The sequence below is a fragment of the Bradyrhizobium sp. JR3.5 genome (assembly GCF_054057015.1).
This window is the reverse complement of sequence record NZ_JBSRYV010000001.1, coordinates 394749-408787: the sequence shown is the minus strand read 5'-3', so window position 1 is coordinate 408787 and position 14039 is coordinate 394749. Positions and strand designations below refer to the sequence as shown.

17 protein-coding genes and 4 pseudogenes are annotated in these 14039 nt (G+C 63.5%); 12 read left to right on the top strand and 9 right to left on the bottom strand.

What is annotated here, in order from left to right:
* Positions 1 to 120 precede the first annotated feature (120 nt).
* Together ACVWW1_RS02135 and ACVWW1_RS02130 are read left to right on the top strand one after the other, a co-directional pair.
* Positions 121 to 396 carry a hypothetical protein gene (locus ACVWW1_RS02135; protein WP_456654677.1) on the top strand — a complete coding sequence of 92 codons (276 nt, stop codon included), beginning with the start codon at positions 121 to 123 and terminating at the stop codon, positions 394 to 396.
* Between the two features lie 164 nt (positions 397 to 560).
* A pseudogene (locus ACVWW1_RS02130) lies at positions 561 to 1716 on the top strand (OpgC domain-containing protein).
* A gap of 10 nt (positions 1717 to 1726) precedes the next feature.
* Here the strand turns inward: ACVWW1_RS02130 and ACVWW1_RS02125 are convergent.
* Both ACVWW1_RS02125 and ACVWW1_RS02120 read right to left on the bottom strand, forming a co-directional pair.
* Entirely contained in the window at positions 1727 to 2389 is a 663-nt protein-coding gene (locus tag ACVWW1_RS02125) for a glycoside hydrolase family 3 N-terminal domain-containing protein (protein WP_456656597.1), read from the bottom strand.
* Positions 2365 to 2775, bottom strand: coding sequence for a hypothetical protein (locus tag ACVWW1_RS02120; RefSeq protein ID WP_456654676.1), 411 nt, complete (start codon positions 2773 to 2775; stop codon positions 2365 to 2367). The genes ACVWW1_RS02125 and ACVWW1_RS02120 overlap by 25 nt, the downstream gene beginning before the upstream one ends.
* On the opposite strand from ACVWW1_RS02120, the pseudogene ACVWW1_RS02115 reads away from it, so the two are divergent.
* The 3 genes and pseudogenes from ACVWW1_RS02115 to ACVWW1_RS02105 all read left to right on the top strand — a co-directional run.
* Positions 2699 to 2914 (top strand): annotated as a pseudogene (locus tag ACVWW1_RS02115) (HAMP domain-containing protein); the annotation flags it as partial. The gene ACVWW1_RS02120 and the pseudogene ACVWW1_RS02115 overlap by 77 nt on opposite strands.
* Positions 2915 to 3035: 121 nt before the next feature.
* Positions 3036 to 3143: pseudogene (locus ACVWW1_RS02110) on the top strand (hypothetical protein); the annotation flags it as partial.
* 21 nt (positions 3144 to 3164) lie between these two features.
* A complete protein-coding gene (locus ACVWW1_RS02105; protein ID WP_456654675.1) occupies positions 3165 to 3629 on the top strand; it encodes a sensor histidine kinase in 465 nt (154 codons plus the stop codon).
* A gap of 6 nt (positions 3630 to 3635) precedes the next feature.
* Here the strand turns inward: ACVWW1_RS02105 and ACVWW1_RS02100 are convergent, their stop codons facing one another.
* The gene (locus ACVWW1_RS02100) at positions 3636 to 3782 is read right to left on the bottom strand and encodes a hypothetical protein (protein ID WP_456654674.1); all 147 of its coding nucleotides are present in this window, start codon (positions 3780 to 3782) and stop codon (positions 3636 to 3638) included.
* Between the two features lie 194 nt (positions 3783 to 3976).
* Here ACVWW1_RS02100 and ACVWW1_RS02095 point away from each other — a divergent pair, with 194 nt between their 5' ends.
* From ACVWW1_RS02095 to ACVWW1_RS02065, 7 genes and pseudogenes are all read left to right on the top strand, one after another.
* Complete coding sequence (locus tag ACVWW1_RS02095; RefSeq protein WP_456654673.1) at positions 3977 to 4474, top strand: hypothetical protein; 498 nt, start codon at positions 3977 to 3979, stop codon at positions 4472 to 4474.
* Positions 4416 to 5009 (top strand): TRAP transporter substrate-binding protein DctP, encoded by a 594-nt coding sequence (dctP, locus tag ACVWW1_RS02090; RefSeq protein ID WP_456654672.1) that lies wholly within the window; start codon positions 4416 to 4418, stop codon positions 5007 to 5009. Before ACVWW1_RS02095 ends, dctP begins: the two co-directional genes overlap by 59 nt.
* A gap of 27 nt (positions 5010 to 5036) precedes the next feature.
* Entirely contained in the window at positions 5037 to 5585 is a 549-nt protein-coding gene (locus ACVWW1_RS02085) for a TRAP transporter small permease (RefSeq protein ID WP_456654671.1), read from the top strand.
* Positions 5582 to 6871, top strand: coding sequence for a TRAP transporter large permease (locus ACVWW1_RS02080; RefSeq protein WP_456654670.1), 1290 nt, complete (start codon positions 5582 to 5584; stop codon positions 6869 to 6871). Before ACVWW1_RS02085 ends, ACVWW1_RS02080 begins: the two co-directional genes overlap by 4 nt.
* A 24-nt stretch (positions 6872 to 6895) precedes the next feature.
* Positions 6896 to 7507 (top strand): hypothetical protein, encoded by a 612-nt coding sequence (locus ACVWW1_RS02075; protein WP_456654669.1) that lies wholly within the window; start codon positions 6896 to 6898, stop codon positions 7505 to 7507.
* Positions 7443 to 7934: a hypothetical protein gene (locus ACVWW1_RS02070; protein ID WP_456654668.1), complete on the top strand. Its 492-nt coding sequence runs from the start codon at positions 7443 to 7445 to the stop codon at positions 7932 to 7934. The genes ACVWW1_RS02075 and ACVWW1_RS02070 overlap by 65 nt, the downstream gene beginning before the upstream one ends.
* 80 nt (positions 7935 to 8014) lie before the next feature.
* Positions 8015 to 8851 (top strand): annotated as a pseudogene (locus tag ACVWW1_RS02065) (CaiB/BaiF CoA transferase family protein); the annotation flags it as partial.
* Between the two features lie 316 nt (positions 8852 to 9167).
* Here the strand turns inward: ACVWW1_RS02065 and ACVWW1_RS02060 are convergent.
* The 6 genes from ACVWW1_RS02060 to ACVWW1_RS02035 all read right to left on the bottom strand — a co-directional run bounded on the left by ACVWW1_RS02060 (position 9168) and on the right by ACVWW1_RS02035 (position 14038).
* Positions 9168 to 10022, bottom strand: a complete 855-nt coding sequence (locus tag ACVWW1_RS02060) for an HpcH/HpaI aldolase/citrate lyase family protein (protein WP_456654667.1) — start codon at positions 10020 to 10022, stop codon at positions 9168 to 9170.
* 3 nt (positions 10023 to 10025) lie between these two features.
* Positions 10026 to 10481: a MaoC family dehydratase gene (locus tag ACVWW1_RS02055; RefSeq protein WP_176530014.1), complete on the bottom strand. Its 456-nt coding sequence runs from the start codon at positions 10479 to 10481 to the stop codon at positions 10026 to 10028.
* On the bottom strand, positions 10482 to 11258 hold the full coding sequence (locus tag ACVWW1_RS02050) for an enoyl-CoA hydratase/isomerase family protein (RefSeq protein ID WP_456654666.1): 777 nt from the start codon (positions 11256 to 11258) through the stop codon (positions 10482 to 10484). It lies immediately after the preceding gene.
* Entirely contained in the window at positions 11255 to 12481 is a 1227-nt protein-coding gene (locus tag ACVWW1_RS02045; RefSeq protein WP_456654665.1) for a CaiB/BaiF CoA transferase family protein, read from the bottom strand. The genes ACVWW1_RS02050 and ACVWW1_RS02045 overlap by 4 nt, the downstream gene beginning before the upstream one ends.
* Positions 12482 to 12566: 85 nt before the next feature.
* Positions 12567 to 13283 carry an ABC transporter ATP-binding protein gene (locus ACVWW1_RS02040; RefSeq protein WP_456654664.1) on the bottom strand — a complete coding sequence of 239 codons (717 nt, stop codon included), beginning with the start codon at positions 13281 to 13283 and terminating at the stop codon, positions 12567 to 12569.
* Positions 13280 to 14038, bottom strand: coding sequence for an ABC transporter ATP-binding protein (locus tag ACVWW1_RS02035; protein WP_456654663.1), 759 nt, complete (start codon positions 14036 to 14038; stop codon positions 13280 to 13282). The genes ACVWW1_RS02040 and ACVWW1_RS02035 overlap by 4 nt, the downstream gene beginning before the upstream one ends.
* Between the last annotated feature and the right edge of the window lies 1 nt (position 14039).

Sequence of the window (14039 nt, the reverse complement as noted above, 5' to 3'; positions counted from 1 at the left end):
TGCAGAGGCCGACCTGACCGATTCGGATGCCTTCGGGCCGAATCGGTCGGTGCGCCCCGCCTGAGTTCCGATTATCGGAAATCACAGCTAACGAAAGTCAACGCATCGAACCGCCAGGCAATGCAGTATTTTGTTGTGATGATCGACTATGGCCGCCGTGGCCGCGAGGCGATCGTCGATTCCGAAATGACGCGGCGTGAGGTCATCTCACGGGTCGCGTCAGGGGAATACACCAACATCAGCTTCATCCACGAGGTTGCCGAGTGCTCGGTCGAGGATATTACGGACGATATCCTCGCGGAGGCTGCCCTGCCGGAGGTCGCCCCGACCGGCACAAACCTGCAAGCCAATACACTGGATCACGCCCGCGACCTGCGCAAACACGAGCCGGTCTAACTGCGCTCTCGCGGCGATTGCGAAAACGTGATCTTTCTTGAACCGGCCACTTGGCCGGACCCCGAAACAGACTAGATAGGGTTCACGCAGAGTCTATTCGGACCGGGCGTGGGTTCCCACTAGATTAGCGATCGTTTTCCCGGGCCGGCAGATTTCAGCTTCAGATGACTTCGACAACAAACGCCGAGATCGCGAGAGCCGATGGCGATCTCAGGATCGCGTTGCTGCTTGGCATCGCAAACTGGTTTCTGTTCCTGGATCACGTTCCGCACAACGTCGTCAGCGCGCTGACCATGCGCAATTTCGGCTTTAGCGGCGCGACCGACCTTTTTGTGTTCGTCGGCGGCTATGCAGTGACGCTCTTCTACGCCCGGATGGCGCTGGAGCGCGGATTCGTGGTGGCCGCGACCCGTATCTTCAAGCGCGTATGGCAGCTCTATGCTGCCTACATCGTCCTGTTCGTGATCTATGTCGAGTTGATCAGCTATGTCGCCACGCGGTACCGCGGCGCCCGAGATCATCAGCGAGTTCAACATCACCGGATTCATCGACCACCCGATCCGGACGCTGATCTACGGCTTGTTCCTGCAGGCCAAGCCGCTCAATCTCGACGTGCTGCAACTCACTATCGCCCTGATGGCCTTCCAGCCGTTCGTCGTATTCGGACTGCTCTACGTGCCGAACGCAACGCTTCTCGCGTCCGTGACGCTTTACGCTACCGCCCGCGTGTTCGACTGGAACCTGACTTCATATCCGTACGGAGATTGGTACCTTAATCCGTTCTGCTGGCAATTGCTGTTCGTGATGGGTGGCTGGCTCGCGCTCATCGGCACGCGCTATGCACCCGCGATCCGCGCAATGCAGGCCGTTACCGCGCTGCGCGCCACGGCGTTGCTGTACTTGCTGTTCGCGCTGACGATCGTCTCCAGTAGCGATATCCCGGCACTCGCCCAAATGATGCCCAGCGGACTGAACGACATGCTGCTGCAGAACGACCGGGAGGATGTAGCACCTCACCGCATCCTGCATTTCCTGACCCTGTCATTCCTGTTCACCTGGTTGGTGCCGCGCGACTTGGGGTATCTGCGATCTTACGCCCTGCAGCCGATCATCAAATGCGGCGAGGAATGGCTGGCCGTGTTCTGTGCAGGCGTGTTCCTCTCCTTCGCAGCGCACCTGATTTTGATCACCGGCCCTTACTCACTGACAAGGCAGGTCGCGGTCAGCCTCGCTGGTCTCGCGGCAATGACGGCTGTCGCCTACTACGTCTCGTGGTCGAAGCGCCAGGACAACAAATCGGCGGTCGGCGCTCATTCCTGAATCCATCGATCTAGTCGACCAGCAGCGCGCGCCTCAGCCGTGTCTCGCTGTCGTGCAGCATGATGGTATCGAGGCCCCCTCGCGCAGCTGCATCCGTCGCGCAAGCGAACAGGCGGTAGAACTGCAACCCGTCATAGGCGACCAGCAACAGATCGACGCCCGCGTTCAACGCCTCCACGACCGCGGTGCAGACATCGTGCTGATAGATCGCGCCCATCACCAGATCGTCCGTCATGACGACCCCCTGGTAGTTCCAGCCCTTCCGGATCAGCCCGTCGACCACGGCCTTTGAATGCGACGCCGGCCGTCCCGGGTCGAGCGCATTCACCGCCACGTGCCCGACCATCAGGCGCGCGCCGGTCGACGACAGCACATCGCGGAACGGGCGCCAATCCGTCGCCTCCAGTTCGCCGGTCGGCGTATCGAGATCGGCGTTGAAATGATGCGTGTCGGCGCGCACGCGGCCCAATCCCGGAAAGTGCTTCACAGTGGCCGTAACGCCTGCGGACTCGAGGCCATGGATGTAGGCGCCCGCGATCACGCTCACCTTGGCCGGATCATCGGAGATCGCGCGCTCATTGATCAGCGTATTGAAATCGAGCCGGTTGTGCTTCGCCGCCGGGCGCAGGTCGAGCACCGGGGCAAAATTCAGCTTGATGCCAAGCGATGCCAGCTCGCGTCGATGGATGCGCCCGAACTCCTCGGCTTTCGCTTTTTGCTCTTCCGGCGCCAGCTCGGCCAGGGAGCCAGTGCGGGCAGTCTCGTGAGCGGCAGTGCCAGATGCGAAACGATGCCGCCATCCTGATCCGTGGCCACCACCAACGGCGGCAACCCGGCGGCTCGCCGCCTGGCCTGCAGTGTGGCGATTTCCGCCTTCAAGGCGCCAGCCGTCCTGCCGGCGACGTTGCGCCGGGTGACATAGATGCCCGCAACGAACCCCTTCTCCACAAGCGGTGCGACCTCGTCGAACGACCGATAGCCGATGATGAAATGCTGCCCCAGCGACCGCGCGAGGACCGGCTCAGTTTGCCGAACGCGGTGCTTCCGCACCTCGAACACGCCATGCGAGCATCGCGGCGACGTTGCGATCGGGCTGATGTTCTCCCGTACGGTCACGCGCCCGATGCGCGAGCTCGTCGATCGCGCCGTGCGGATCGGCCGCGGCGACCGCAATGCGTTTCAACCGCTGCAGCATTATGGCAGCCGCGAGCTCGCCCAGCTCTCCGACAGCTTCCTCGACACGGCCCAGCAGCTGTCGCGCCGCTCCGATTACACCGCCACCTTCTCGGCACACCTGACGCACGAATTCGAAATCGCCGCTGGCATCGATCCGGGGCGCGGCCGAGCTGCTGCAGGATTCGCATCAAAGCAAATCGGATACGCTGACCCGATCCGAGCAACAGAGCTTCATCTCGAACATCCTTGGCGACGTCGCGCGGCTCGATGCGATGAGCCAGCGGCTGCGCGAGCTGGCGCGCGCAGAGAGCGCTCCGCAGAACGAGCAGACCCCGCTTTCTGGCGTCATCGCGAACCTGAAGAGCCGCTTTGCGCAGCGGACAATCGTGGCCAGTGGCCACCTCGACCGCTCGATCGGGATGTCCGGCGAGAAGGCGCTGATCGTACTGGCGCATCTGGCCGACAACGCCTTCCGTCACAATGCCAGGTCGGTGCAGCTCGAAGCGATTGCCGAAGCCTCGACCCTCAGGGTGACGGTGAGCAACGATGGTGACCCGATCTCCCACGCCAACAGCGACAAGATCTTCGATGCTTTCTTCACCACCCGCCGCGATAGCGGCGGTACCGGCATGGGCCTCGCCATCGCGCAAGCCGTCATGGTGAGCCATGGCGGTACGATCCGTCTCCTGCCCGCCAGTCAGGGCGTCGCTTTCGCGCTGGAGTTTCCCGCGGTCTAACCGGCTTCAGACCCGCTCGATGATGATCGTGGCCGCCATGCCGCCGGCGGCGGCGCTGAGCCGTCGAGCACGCCGGAGGAATTTCCCGCGTGGCGGACAAAATTGATTGAGATCTGGTTGCCTCTCAGCGTCAGCTTCCAGCCAGTTGGCCATCGCGCGCTTACGGCTTGAAATCAAGCGCATCGACGTCCTCGCATGATCCCTTCCGCCCTCGCAATCGCGCCGGCGCATGGTGGCCCGCGCTCTCCGGTTGTCCGATCAGGCATACTCAGCCGAGCCATGCTTGACGGGCAAATTCGTTTGTGCGCAGCTGCTCAAAACAATAAGGCTACTCAGGGGCAGGAGATATGGGCGGGCTTCGGCGCATATTGGCCGGTTACGGCTTCCTCATCGCATCGATCAATCTGGCGGCAGCGGCGGAGCCGATCAAGCTGCGGGTGGCCGACTCTTTTCCGAAAGGGCATTACCTCGTCCGCCTCGTGCTCGAGCCCTGGATGGCCGAGGTGCAGAAGCGCACCAACAACGCGGTGACGTTCGAACACTATCCGGCGCAGCAGCTCGGCAAGGCTGCCGACATGTTGAAGCTGACGCAAGCCGGCGTCGCCGATATCGGCTATGTCGCGCCCGCTTACGTCTCCGACAAGATGCCGGTCTCCGAAGTCGCGATGCTCCCTGGCGCGTTCGAGCATTCCTGCCAGGGCACGCTCGCCTACTGGAAGACCGCGCGAAGCGGAGTGATCGCGCAGCAGGATTATACCGCAAACCGGCATCCGTCTGCTGCTCGCGGTGAGCCTGCCGCAGTACCGCATCTTCACAGTCAAGCAACCGGTGAAGGAGACCGGTGACGTTACCGGCCTCAAGCTGCGGTCGACAGGCGGCGCGCAGGACCTCACTTTGCGCGCCATCGGAGCCGTGCCCGTGCGCATGGCAGCGCCGGATGCCTATGAATCCCTGCAGCGCGGCACCATGGATGGGCTGCTGTTCCCGCTGGAGAGCGTGGTCGCGTATGGCGCCGACAAGCTGGTGAAATACTCGACCGACGGCGTCGGCTTCGCCAGCTTCATCGTCGCCTATTCGATCAGCGACACCGTCTGGAAGAAGCTTCCGCCGGATGTGCAGAAGACGATGGTCGACGTCGCCGAGGAGATCATTCCGTCAGCATGCCAGCAGGTCCAGAAATCCGATGATGAGACCAAGAAGTCGCTTGAGGCCGCCGGGGTGCGGTTCGAAACCCTGCGGCCGGACGTGAGTGCCAAGTTCAAGGATTTGATGAAGGGCGTCGCCAAGACCTGGGCCGACGGCCTTGATGGGCGCGGCAAACACGGCAACGACGCGCTGAAGGAGTTCGATGCGGCGGTTGCAGCTATTCCCGCCAAGTGATCGAGCAAAGCCACTGGGAGAGCAATTTTGTTTGACGGAGTATTGAGGGCGCTCGCGGCGATCGAGAAGATCGCCTCCACGATCGCCGCCGTGTTCATGTTCGCGATCATGATCATCGTGTTCGGCGATGTCATCATGCGCTACGCGTTCAACAAGCCGTTTTCCTGGGCCTACGACCTGATCTCGATCTATCTGATGGCCGGCATCTTCTTCCTGGTGCTGTCCGAGGCCTATGCCAGCCACGCTCATGTCAGTGTGGATATCCTCCAGCAGAAGTTTTCGCCGGCGATGATCCGCGTTTCGGAAATCGTGACGTGCGTCGTCGGCATCGCGGTGTTCTCGCTGATCGCCCATCTCGGCTTCCTGCGCGCCGTCGACAGCTTTAGGTCCGCCGACGTGATGGCCGGCGCAATCCCATGGCCGATGTGGCCGTCCATCGGACTGGTGCCGCTCGGCGCCGGCCTGATCACGATTCGCCTGACGTTGCACCTCATTGGACACCTCATCTCGCTCGCTACCGGACGCAGCCTCATTGCTCTGCCGGCCTCCCATGCTGCGGGAGAAACCTTCGAATGACACTCGTTCTGACGATGCTCGTGCTGTTCGCACTGCTCGCGATCGGCACGCCGGTTGGTTTCGCAATGGCGGGTTCCGGTGCTCTGGGGCTGTACATGATCGGCGGCATGCCGATCCTGTCGGGCATTCTGCAAACAGCACCGCTCTCGGCGGTCACCTCCTACGAGCTGATTACCATCCCGATGTTCCTGCTGATGGCGGAATTCGTCCTCGTCAGTGGCATTGCCGACGATCTGTTCAAGGCGACCGCGGCCTGGGTCGGACGCATTCCCGGCGGCCTCGGCATGGCGACGGCGCTGGCTGGTGCCGGCTTCGGCGCGATCTGCGGCACCAGCACCGCATCCGCAGCCACGCTGTCGGCAACGAGCTTGCCGGCGATGTTGAAGCAGGGCTACGAGCCGAAGATGGCGGCCGGCGTGGTCGCGATATCCGGCACGCTCGCCATGCTGATCCCGCCATCGGTCGCGCTCGTGATCTACGGCTTGCTGGCCGAGGTAAACATCGGCGCGCTGCTGATCGGCGGCGTCATCCCCGGCATTCTCGTGACTTTCACGATCATGGCCACGGTCTGGTTCCTGGCCTGGCAGGATCCATCGCGCGCGCCAGCGGCGCCGTCGGTCTCGCTCGCGGAAAAGTTTCGGATGCTTCGCGTGGTCGGTCCGATGCTATTACTGTTCGGCATGGTCACCGGCGTCATCTATACGGGTGTCGCCACGCCCACCGAGGCGTCCGCGCTCGGTGCCTTCGGAGCGTTCGTGCTCGCCCTGTGGAAGGGCAAGATCAACCGCAAGACGCTGCGCAGCGCGTTAATTCGCTCGGCACACGGCACCTGCATGATCGCCATGATCCTGTTCGGCGCATCGATCTTCGGTTACTTCTTCACGCTGACGCAGGTGACGCAGAACCTGGTGAGCTGGGTCGGCAGCCTGGCGGTGCCGCCGTGGCTGATCCTGACCATCATCCTGTTCGGCTACATCGTGCTCGGCTCATTCATGGATCAGATCGCGATCCTGGTGCTGACCGTTCCGATCGTGCTGCCGCTGATCAAGTCACTCGGCTACGATCCGCTGTGGTTCGGCGTGATCAAGATCGTCACCGCCGAGGTCGGCATGATCACACCACCGGTGGGCCTCAACTGCTTCGTGGTGGCGCGGTACTCGGGGCGCCCGGTGGGAGAGGTCTTTCATGGCGTGTTCCCGCATTTCGTCGCGCATTTGATTGCAATTGCGATCCTGGTCATCTGGCCCATGATCATTCTATGGCTGCCGATGAAGATGGGTTACTGACCAACAATAAGGGAGAAAAACATAATGTCCGTTAGGGTAGCGAGACCGCTCGTGCTGGCTGCAGTGTCGTTGATGGCTGCAACGAGTTCCGGCGACGCGCAGGAGAAAATCACGCTGCGACTCGTCGACAGCCTGCCGAACGGCCATGTGATTCATGAGCTCGTCGGCAAGCCATTTTCCGAACTCGTCACCAAACTGACCAACGGCCAGGTCACGTTCCAGCATTTTCCCGCGGAGCAGCTCGGCAAGGCCAAGGACATGGCCCAGCTGACGGCCGTCGGCGTCGCCGACGTCTCCTACATCGTGCCGTCCTATTCGTCCGACAAGTTTCCGCTGACGGCGGTCGCAGAACTGCCCGGCATCTTCGACAGCGAATGCCGGGGCTCGCTTGCCTTCTACAAGATCTCGCACAACGGCGGCATCCTGGAGACCAAGGAGTTCGCGCCGAACCAGCTTCGGCCGCTGGTAACGCTGGCGCTGCCGGCCTACCAGGTCCAGCTTGCGACCAGCCGCGATGTGAAGGACCGCAAAGGACCTCGAAGGTCTGAAGATCCGCACCACCGGCGGCGCGATGGACCTGATGATGCGCTCGATCGGCGGCGTTCCGGTGCGGATGGCCGCACCCGAGATCTATGAATCGCTGACCCGCGGCACGCTCGACGGGCTGATCTTCTCCTACCAGAGCTCGGCGTCCTACGACTTCGGCAAGATCCTCAAATCGGGCACCGAGGGGCTGAACTTCGGCACCGCGATCTTCACCTATTCGATCGGCGAGCTGAAATTCAAGTCGCTGCCCGAGAATGTGCGCAAGGCGCTGGTCGAGGCCGGCGAGCAGACCACGCGCGAGGCCTGCAAGCGGTTCGAGGACGGCGAGAAGGCCGCGGCCGACAAGATCAAGTCGCAGGGCATGAAGGTCATCAACTTCAGCGCTGACGACAAGAAGGTGTTCGACACCGCCTTCAGGTCGGTGGCCCAGGATTGGGTGAAGGACGTCGACAAGCGCGGCAAGCCGGGCACCGACGTCTTCAAGGCCTTCACCGAAGCACTGGCCGCTACACATTGAGCCAGGCCCCGACGAGAGAAAAACCATCCGCGCCGGCGGGTCCGCTCGCTGGCGTCAGGATCATCGACCTCACCAGCGTGATGATAGGACCCTACGCGACCATGATCCTCGGCGACTACGGCGCCGACGTGATCAAGGTCGAGAGCCCCGATGGCGATGTGATGCGCCACGCCGCCCCGATGCGCCATCCTGCGATGGGCGCGATGTACCTCCAGGGCAACCGCAACAAGCGCTCGATCGTGCTCGACCTGAAGAAGGCCGGCGGCCGCGCGGCGCTGCTGCGGCTTGCCACCGATGCCGACGTGTTCGTCCACAACGTTCGTCCTGCGGCAATGGCGCGGCTGAAGCTCGGCGCCGACGATCTCCTCGCCGCCAATCCGCGGCTGGTCTACGCCAGCCTGCACGGCTTCGGCGAGACCGGGCCCTATGCCGGCCGGCCCGCGTATGACGACCTGATCCAGGGGCTGACCGCCCTGCCCGCGCTGACCGGCAGGATCACCGGTGAGCCACGGTACTCTCCGGCGACCATGGCTGACCGCATCGTCGGCCTCAATGCCGTCCACGCCATCCTGGCCGCGCTGTTCCACCGCGAGCGCACGGGCGAAGGCCAGGCGATCGAAATCCCAATGTTCGAGACCATGGCGCAGTTCGTGCTCGGCGATCACATGGCCGGCCGCAGCTTCGCGCCACCGATTGGCCCATCAGGCTACTCCCGGCTGCTGTCGCCCGACCGCCGTCCGTATCAAACCAGCGACGGCTACATCTGCGCGCTGGTCTATTCCGACAAGCAATGGAACGCGTTCTTCGCCAAGATCGGCCTCACCAATGAGGCCGACCGCGACCCGCGGCTGAACAGCATCTCTGCGCGAACCCGGAACTACGATTTCGTCTACGACTGGTTCTCGCAGATGATGAAGACCCGCAGCACCGCCGAATGGATGCGCTTCTTCGAAGAGGCCCGACGTTCCGCATGCGCCGCTGCACGACCTCGACAGCCTGATCGACGATCCGCATCTGGAGGCCGTCGGGCTGATCCAATCACTGGAGCATCCGACCGAAGGCACGCTGCGGTTGGCCGGCCCTGCTGCCACCTGGAGCAAGACGCCGCCATCGATCCGGACCTATCCGCCGAACCTCGGCGAGCATGGCCGGGAGATCCTCCGCGAGGCTGGACTTGCGGATGCGGAGATTGCGGCCCTCCTCAAGGAGGGCGCGCTGATCGACCCCGACTGACTATTTCCTGCGCGACGCCAGGATCTTCTCGGCGGCGCGCAGGTGCGGCTTGTCCAGCATCTTGCCGTCCATCTTGGCGACCCCGGACGGATTGTTGGCAAACGCAGCGATCACCCGCTCCGACCACGCAACCTCCTGGTCGGTCGGCATGAAGGCCGCGTTGACGACATCGACATGCTTGGGATGGATCACGGCCTTGGCCAGGAAGCCGTCCTGCCGCGCCGCGATCGCCTCCGCCTTCAGCGCATCGAGATCGTTGATGTCGGTGGCGATGGTATCGATCGCGACCACGCCGGCCGCGGCCGCGCCGATCAGACAGAGATCGCGGGCGAGGATGAAGGGCGAGTGATAGCGGCCGTCGGTGCGGTTGCGCGTTGCGCCCAGCGAGGCCGCAAGGTCCTCCGCACCCCACATCATGCCCCAAAGCCGCGGGCTCATGTTCTCGAAGTCGAGGATTTTCAGCACCGCGCGCGCCGTCTCGGTCGCCACTGTGACGATCCGTGTGGTGCCCTGCGCGATACCCGAGGCGGCCTCGAATGCATCGAGATAGAGCGCGAGCTTGTTGACATCGGCAGCGCCGGCGCATTTCGGCAGCACGATGCCATCGGGCTTCCCGGGCATCACCGCCGCGAGGTCGCCAAGCGTCAGATCGGTGTCGAGCGCATTGACGCGGATATAGAGCTTCTGGTCCGGATTGCGCGCATCGAGCATCTCGCGCGTGATGCCACGCGCAACAACCTTCTGCTCCGGTGCGATGGAATCCTCGAGATCGAGAATCAATGCGTCGGCCGCGGTCTTCTTCGCACTCTCATATTTCCGGGTGCTGTCGCCGGGAACGAACAGGAACGATCGCATCGCCTATGCCTTCGGCTTGCAGTGCATCAGGCCGGTGCGGCGGCAGCTTGCCACCACCTCGCCCCGCTGGTTGGTCATGGTGTGCTCGAATTCGACGATGCCCTGGGTCGGCCGCGACTTGCTGGCGCGCTTGCCGATGATCCTGGTGTGCGCCTTCAGCGTGTCGCCATGGAACACGGGCTTGGGAAACTTGACGTCGGTCATGCCGAGATTGCCGACCGTGGTTCCCAGCGTCGTGTCGTACACGCTCATACCGATCATGATGCCGAGCGTATAGAGGCTGTTGAATAGCCGCTGGCCGAACTCGGTCTTCTCGGCGAAATGCGCATCGAGGTGCAGTGGCTGCGGATTCATGGTCAGGAGGCTGAACATCGTGTTGTCCATCTCCGTCACGGTCCGGCTGAATTCGTGATGGAACTCCTGCCCGACCTCGAACTCCTCGAAATACAATCCGGCCATTTACCGCCCCTTGTAGTTGGGCGTTCGCTTCTCAACGAACGCATTCAGCCCTTCCTGGCAGTCTTCTGTCGAGGCGACCACCACAAAGCTTTCCGCGGTGTTCTCCACCGAGCGACGGAAATCGGCATCGACCGCACGCATGAAGGCATCGCGGCCGATCTTCATCACGATGGGCGATTTCGACGCAAGCTTGCGTGCGATCTCATGGACCCGAGCCAGCGCGGTGCCCTTCGGCACCACCTCGCTGAGCAATCCCATGCGGAAGGCAGTCGCCGCGTCGAAGGGCTCGCCGAGGAATAGCGGGCCGAACGCCTGGTGCTTGCCGACCAGCCGCGGCAGCTGCACGAAGTGGATCGCCGGGATCAGGCCGACATCGATCTCTGGATAGCCGAAGGTCGAGCCGTCGCCCGCAACAATCATGTCGCAGGAAATCGCGATCGTCATGCCGCCAGCCCGGACCGCACCATCGATCGCCGCGATCGTTGGCTTGCCCATGCGGTACTGCGTATCATTCAGCGCGAAATACAGCCGCTCGAGGAATGTCTTGGTCTCGATCGCGGGCTTGCCCCTGACGATGTCGAGGTCGAGGCCGGCGCAGAATACCTTGTGGGCGCTGCTGATGACGACGGCGCGCACCGCGTCATCATCGCGCGCTTTCGCCAGCGCCGCCAGCAGCGCGTCGATCAAGGGGATGCTGAGCGCGTTGACCGGCGCGCGATCCAGCACGATCTCCGCAATCTGATCGCGAACCGAGTAGCGAACGAGGTCTGTGCTCATGATGTCTTGCCTCCTGTCATCGCCTTGGCCTGCCGCACCGCGCCCGACAGCAGCAAGCCATCGATCTCGGCGGTACCGAAACCAGCCTCTGCCAGCACAGCGCGGCTATCTTGCCCGACATCAGGCGCGGGACAAAGATGATCCTCGGACAGGCTCGCGATCCCCGGTGTGCGCGGCGTGTAGACCGGGCCGATCCCCGGCGTATCCTGGCACACCGACGCCCTGGTCGCCTCGACATGGGCGTTGCGCAGCCATTCGCCGGGATCGAGGATCCGCTCCGCTATGATATCGGCGGCGTGCAACCGCGCCAGCCAGGCATCGGTCTGCTGGGTCAAGAACACCTCGCGCAGCTGCGGGATCAGCGTGTCGGCCGCATCCGCACGCCGGGCGAAGTCGGCGAAGCGCGGATCGGCGGCGAGATCCTCGCGGCCGATCGCACCACACAGCCGCCTGTATTGCGGCTCGTTCACCAGCGTCACCATCATCCAGCCGTCCTGCGTCTGGTAGGTGCCGGCCGGCACGTTGAGCGCACGCGGCGCGCCACCCTCGAGGATGAACTCCGCGACCTTGTGGCCGAGCAGCGCCGACGTCGACTGGCAGAGATTGACGTCGATCCAGCGTCCGGTGCCGACCGTCGCACGCGCGAACAGGGTCGTGGCAATGGCCTGGAATGCGTAGACGCCGGTGACGACGTCGGAGATCGTGGTGCCGACCCGATGCGGCACGCCATTGGTGCCGATATTGACCGAGACCAGCCCGGAGAACGCCTGCGCGACCGAGTCCGAGCCGGGCCGCTTGGCATAGGGCCCGCTCTGCCCGAATCCGCTGACCGACAGATAGACCAAGCCCGGATTGTCGCGCGACAGGCTCTCATAGCCGAGCCCGAGCCGCTCCGCGACACCGGGACGAAACCCTTCGATGAGCACGTCGGCCTCGCGCGCGAGACGCTGCGCGATCGCGATCCCGTCCTTGTGCTTCATGTCGAGGCACAGGCTGCGCTTGCCGCGGTTATAGACGGCCGACAGCGTCGTGTGATTGCCATAGGTCGTGCCCAGATAGCGCGACCAGTCGCCTTCGGGCGGCTCGACCTTGATGACTTCGGCGCCATAGACCCCGAGCAGCATCGCGCAATAGGGCGAGGCGATCCCTTGCCCGAAATCCAGTACTTTCAGCCCGCGATACGGCGCCTCGTGCGTCGGCGTCAGCTTGCGTTCGCCCGCCATTTGTCCTCCCACAGCTGTCGAAGAGCCTTATTCTCTTGGGCACGATCTTCTCGGAAAACCGCTGCGCACTTTTCCGGATCATGCCCTACAGCGCCAGATAGCGCTGCCGGATGTTGTCGTTGGCCTTCAGCTCTTCGATGGAGGATGTGTAGACGATCTGTCCCTTGTCGATAACCGTCGCGTGGCTCGCAAGGCCAAGGCAAAAATGCATGTTCTGCTCGGCGATCAATACTGTGGCACCGGTGCCGCGGAGCTGCCGCAGCAGCTCGCCGATGCGCTGCACGATGATCGGCGCCAGCCCCTCGCTCGGCTCGTCCAGCAGCAGCAGCACCGGGTTGCCCATCAGCGTGCGGGCAATCGCCAGCATCTGCTGCTCGCCACCAGAGAGCCTACCCGCGATCCGGTGCCGCAGCGGCTCCAGCAGCGGGAATACGTCGTAGACGCGGCGGATCGACCACTCGTCCTCACCGTCCGGTCCCTTCTTCTGGCCGATGACGAGGTTGTCCTCGACGCTATGCTCGGGAAAGATCTGCCGGTCCTCCGGCACGAAGCCGAGCCCTGCCCGCGCAATGTGATGCGGCCTCATCCCGGACACCAACTGGCCGCGCAAGGTCACCTTGCCGCGGCGTGCGGGCGCCAAACCCATGATCGCCTTCATAGTGGTCGATTTGCCGGCTCCGTTGCGGCCCAGCAGCGCCATGGTCTCGCCCTGCCGCACCGAGAGGCCGACGCCGAACAGGATCTGGCTGGTGCCATAATAGACGTCGAGATCCTCGACCTGCACCACCGGCTGGGCGCTCATGCCACCGCTCCCGCATGGTCGTCGCTGCCGAGATAGGCCTCGATGACGGCTTCATTCCTTCGGATCGCATCAGGCGTCCCGGTCGCCAGGATCCGGCCGTAACACAGCACGACGATCTCAGGTGCGATCTTGAACACGATGTCCATGTCGTGCTCGATGAACACGACGGTGATCTTCTGCTTCTCCCAGAGCTCGCGCACCTTGTCGATCATGCGCCACCGCTCCTCGGTGCCCATGCCCGCGGTCGGCTCATCGAGCAGCAGCACCTTGGGTTCAAGCACCAGTGCGAGCGCGATATCGAGCAGCTTCTGGTCGCCATGTGACAGCGTCGCCGCGGTCCTGTTGCGCTTGCCGGCAAGGCCGAGCAGCTCCATCGCGTGCTCGGCGCGGTCGCGCGTCTCGGCCAATGGAAAGCGGCGATGCATCACGCCGGCACGGCGCTGATCGGCACAGACCGCTGCCAGCATCGTCTCCTCGACCGTCAGCGAGGGGAAGATGCTCGCGACCTGAAAGGCACGACCGATGCCATGGCGCACGATCTCGGGCGGCGTCTTGCCCGCCATGTCGACGCCATTGAGCAGGATCTGCCCGGCGTCCGGCCGCAGCGCGCCCGTGATCAGATTGAAGAAGGTGCTCTTACCGGCACCATTGGGGCCGATCACGGCGGTGAGCGAACCGTCGGCGAAGTCCAACGAGACGTTGTCGGTCGCCTTGACGCCGCCAAAGGATTTCGAGAGGGCGCGAATCTCCAGCATG

Coding starts and splice junctions, on each gene's coding strand:
- ACVWW1_RS02035 (WP_456654663.1), bottom strand. CDS start 14,038: ATGCTGGAGATTCGCGCCCTCTCGAAATCCTTTGGCGGCGTCAAGGCG.
- ACVWW1_RS02060 (WP_456654667.1), bottom strand. CDS start 10,022: ATGCGATCGTTCCTGTTCGTTCCCGGCGACAGCACCCGGAAATATGAG.
- ACVWW1_RS02135 (WP_456654677.1), top strand. CDS start 121: ATGCAGTATTTTGTTGTGATGATCGACTATGGCCGCCGTGGCCGCGAG.
- ACVWW1_RS02075 (WP_456654669.1), top strand. CDS start 6,896: ATGTCCGTTAGGGTAGCGAGACCGCTCGTGCTGGCTGCAGTGTCGTTG.
- ACVWW1_RS02070 (WP_456654668.1), top strand. CDS start 7,443: ATGGACCTGATGATGCGCTCGATCGGCGGCGTTCCGGTGCGGATGGCC.
- ACVWW1_RS02095 (WP_456654673.1), top strand. CDS start 3,977: ATGGGCGGGCTTCGGCGCATATTGGCCGGTTACGGCTTCCTCATCGCA.
- ACVWW1_RS02050 (WP_456654666.1), bottom strand. CDS start 11,258: ATGAGCACAGACCTCGTTCGCTACTCGGTTCGCGATCAGATTGCGGAG.
- ACVWW1_RS02100 (WP_456654674.1), bottom strand. CDS start 3,782: ATGGCCAACTGGCTGGAAGCTGACGCTGAGAGGCAACCAGATCTCAAT.
- ACVWW1_RS02055 (WP_176530014.1), bottom strand. CDS start 10,481: ATGGCCGGATTGTATTTCGAGGAGTTCGAGGTCGGGCAGGAGTTCCAT.
- ACVWW1_RS02105 (WP_456654675.1), top strand. CDS start 3,165: ATGAGCCAGCGGCTGCGCGAGCTGGCGCGCGCAGAGAGCGCTCCGCAG.
- ACVWW1_RS02080 (WP_456654670.1), top strand. CDS start 5,582: ATGACACTCGTTCTGACGATGCTCGTGCTGTTCGCACTGCTCGCGATC.
- ACVWW1_RS02040 (WP_456654664.1), bottom strand. CDS start 13,283: ATGAGCGCCCAGCCGGTGGTGCAGGTCGAGGATCTCGACGTCTATTAT.
- ACVWW1_RS02045 (WP_456654665.1), bottom strand. CDS start 12,481: ATGGCGGGCGAACGCAAGCTGACGCCGACGCACGAGGCGCCGTATCGC.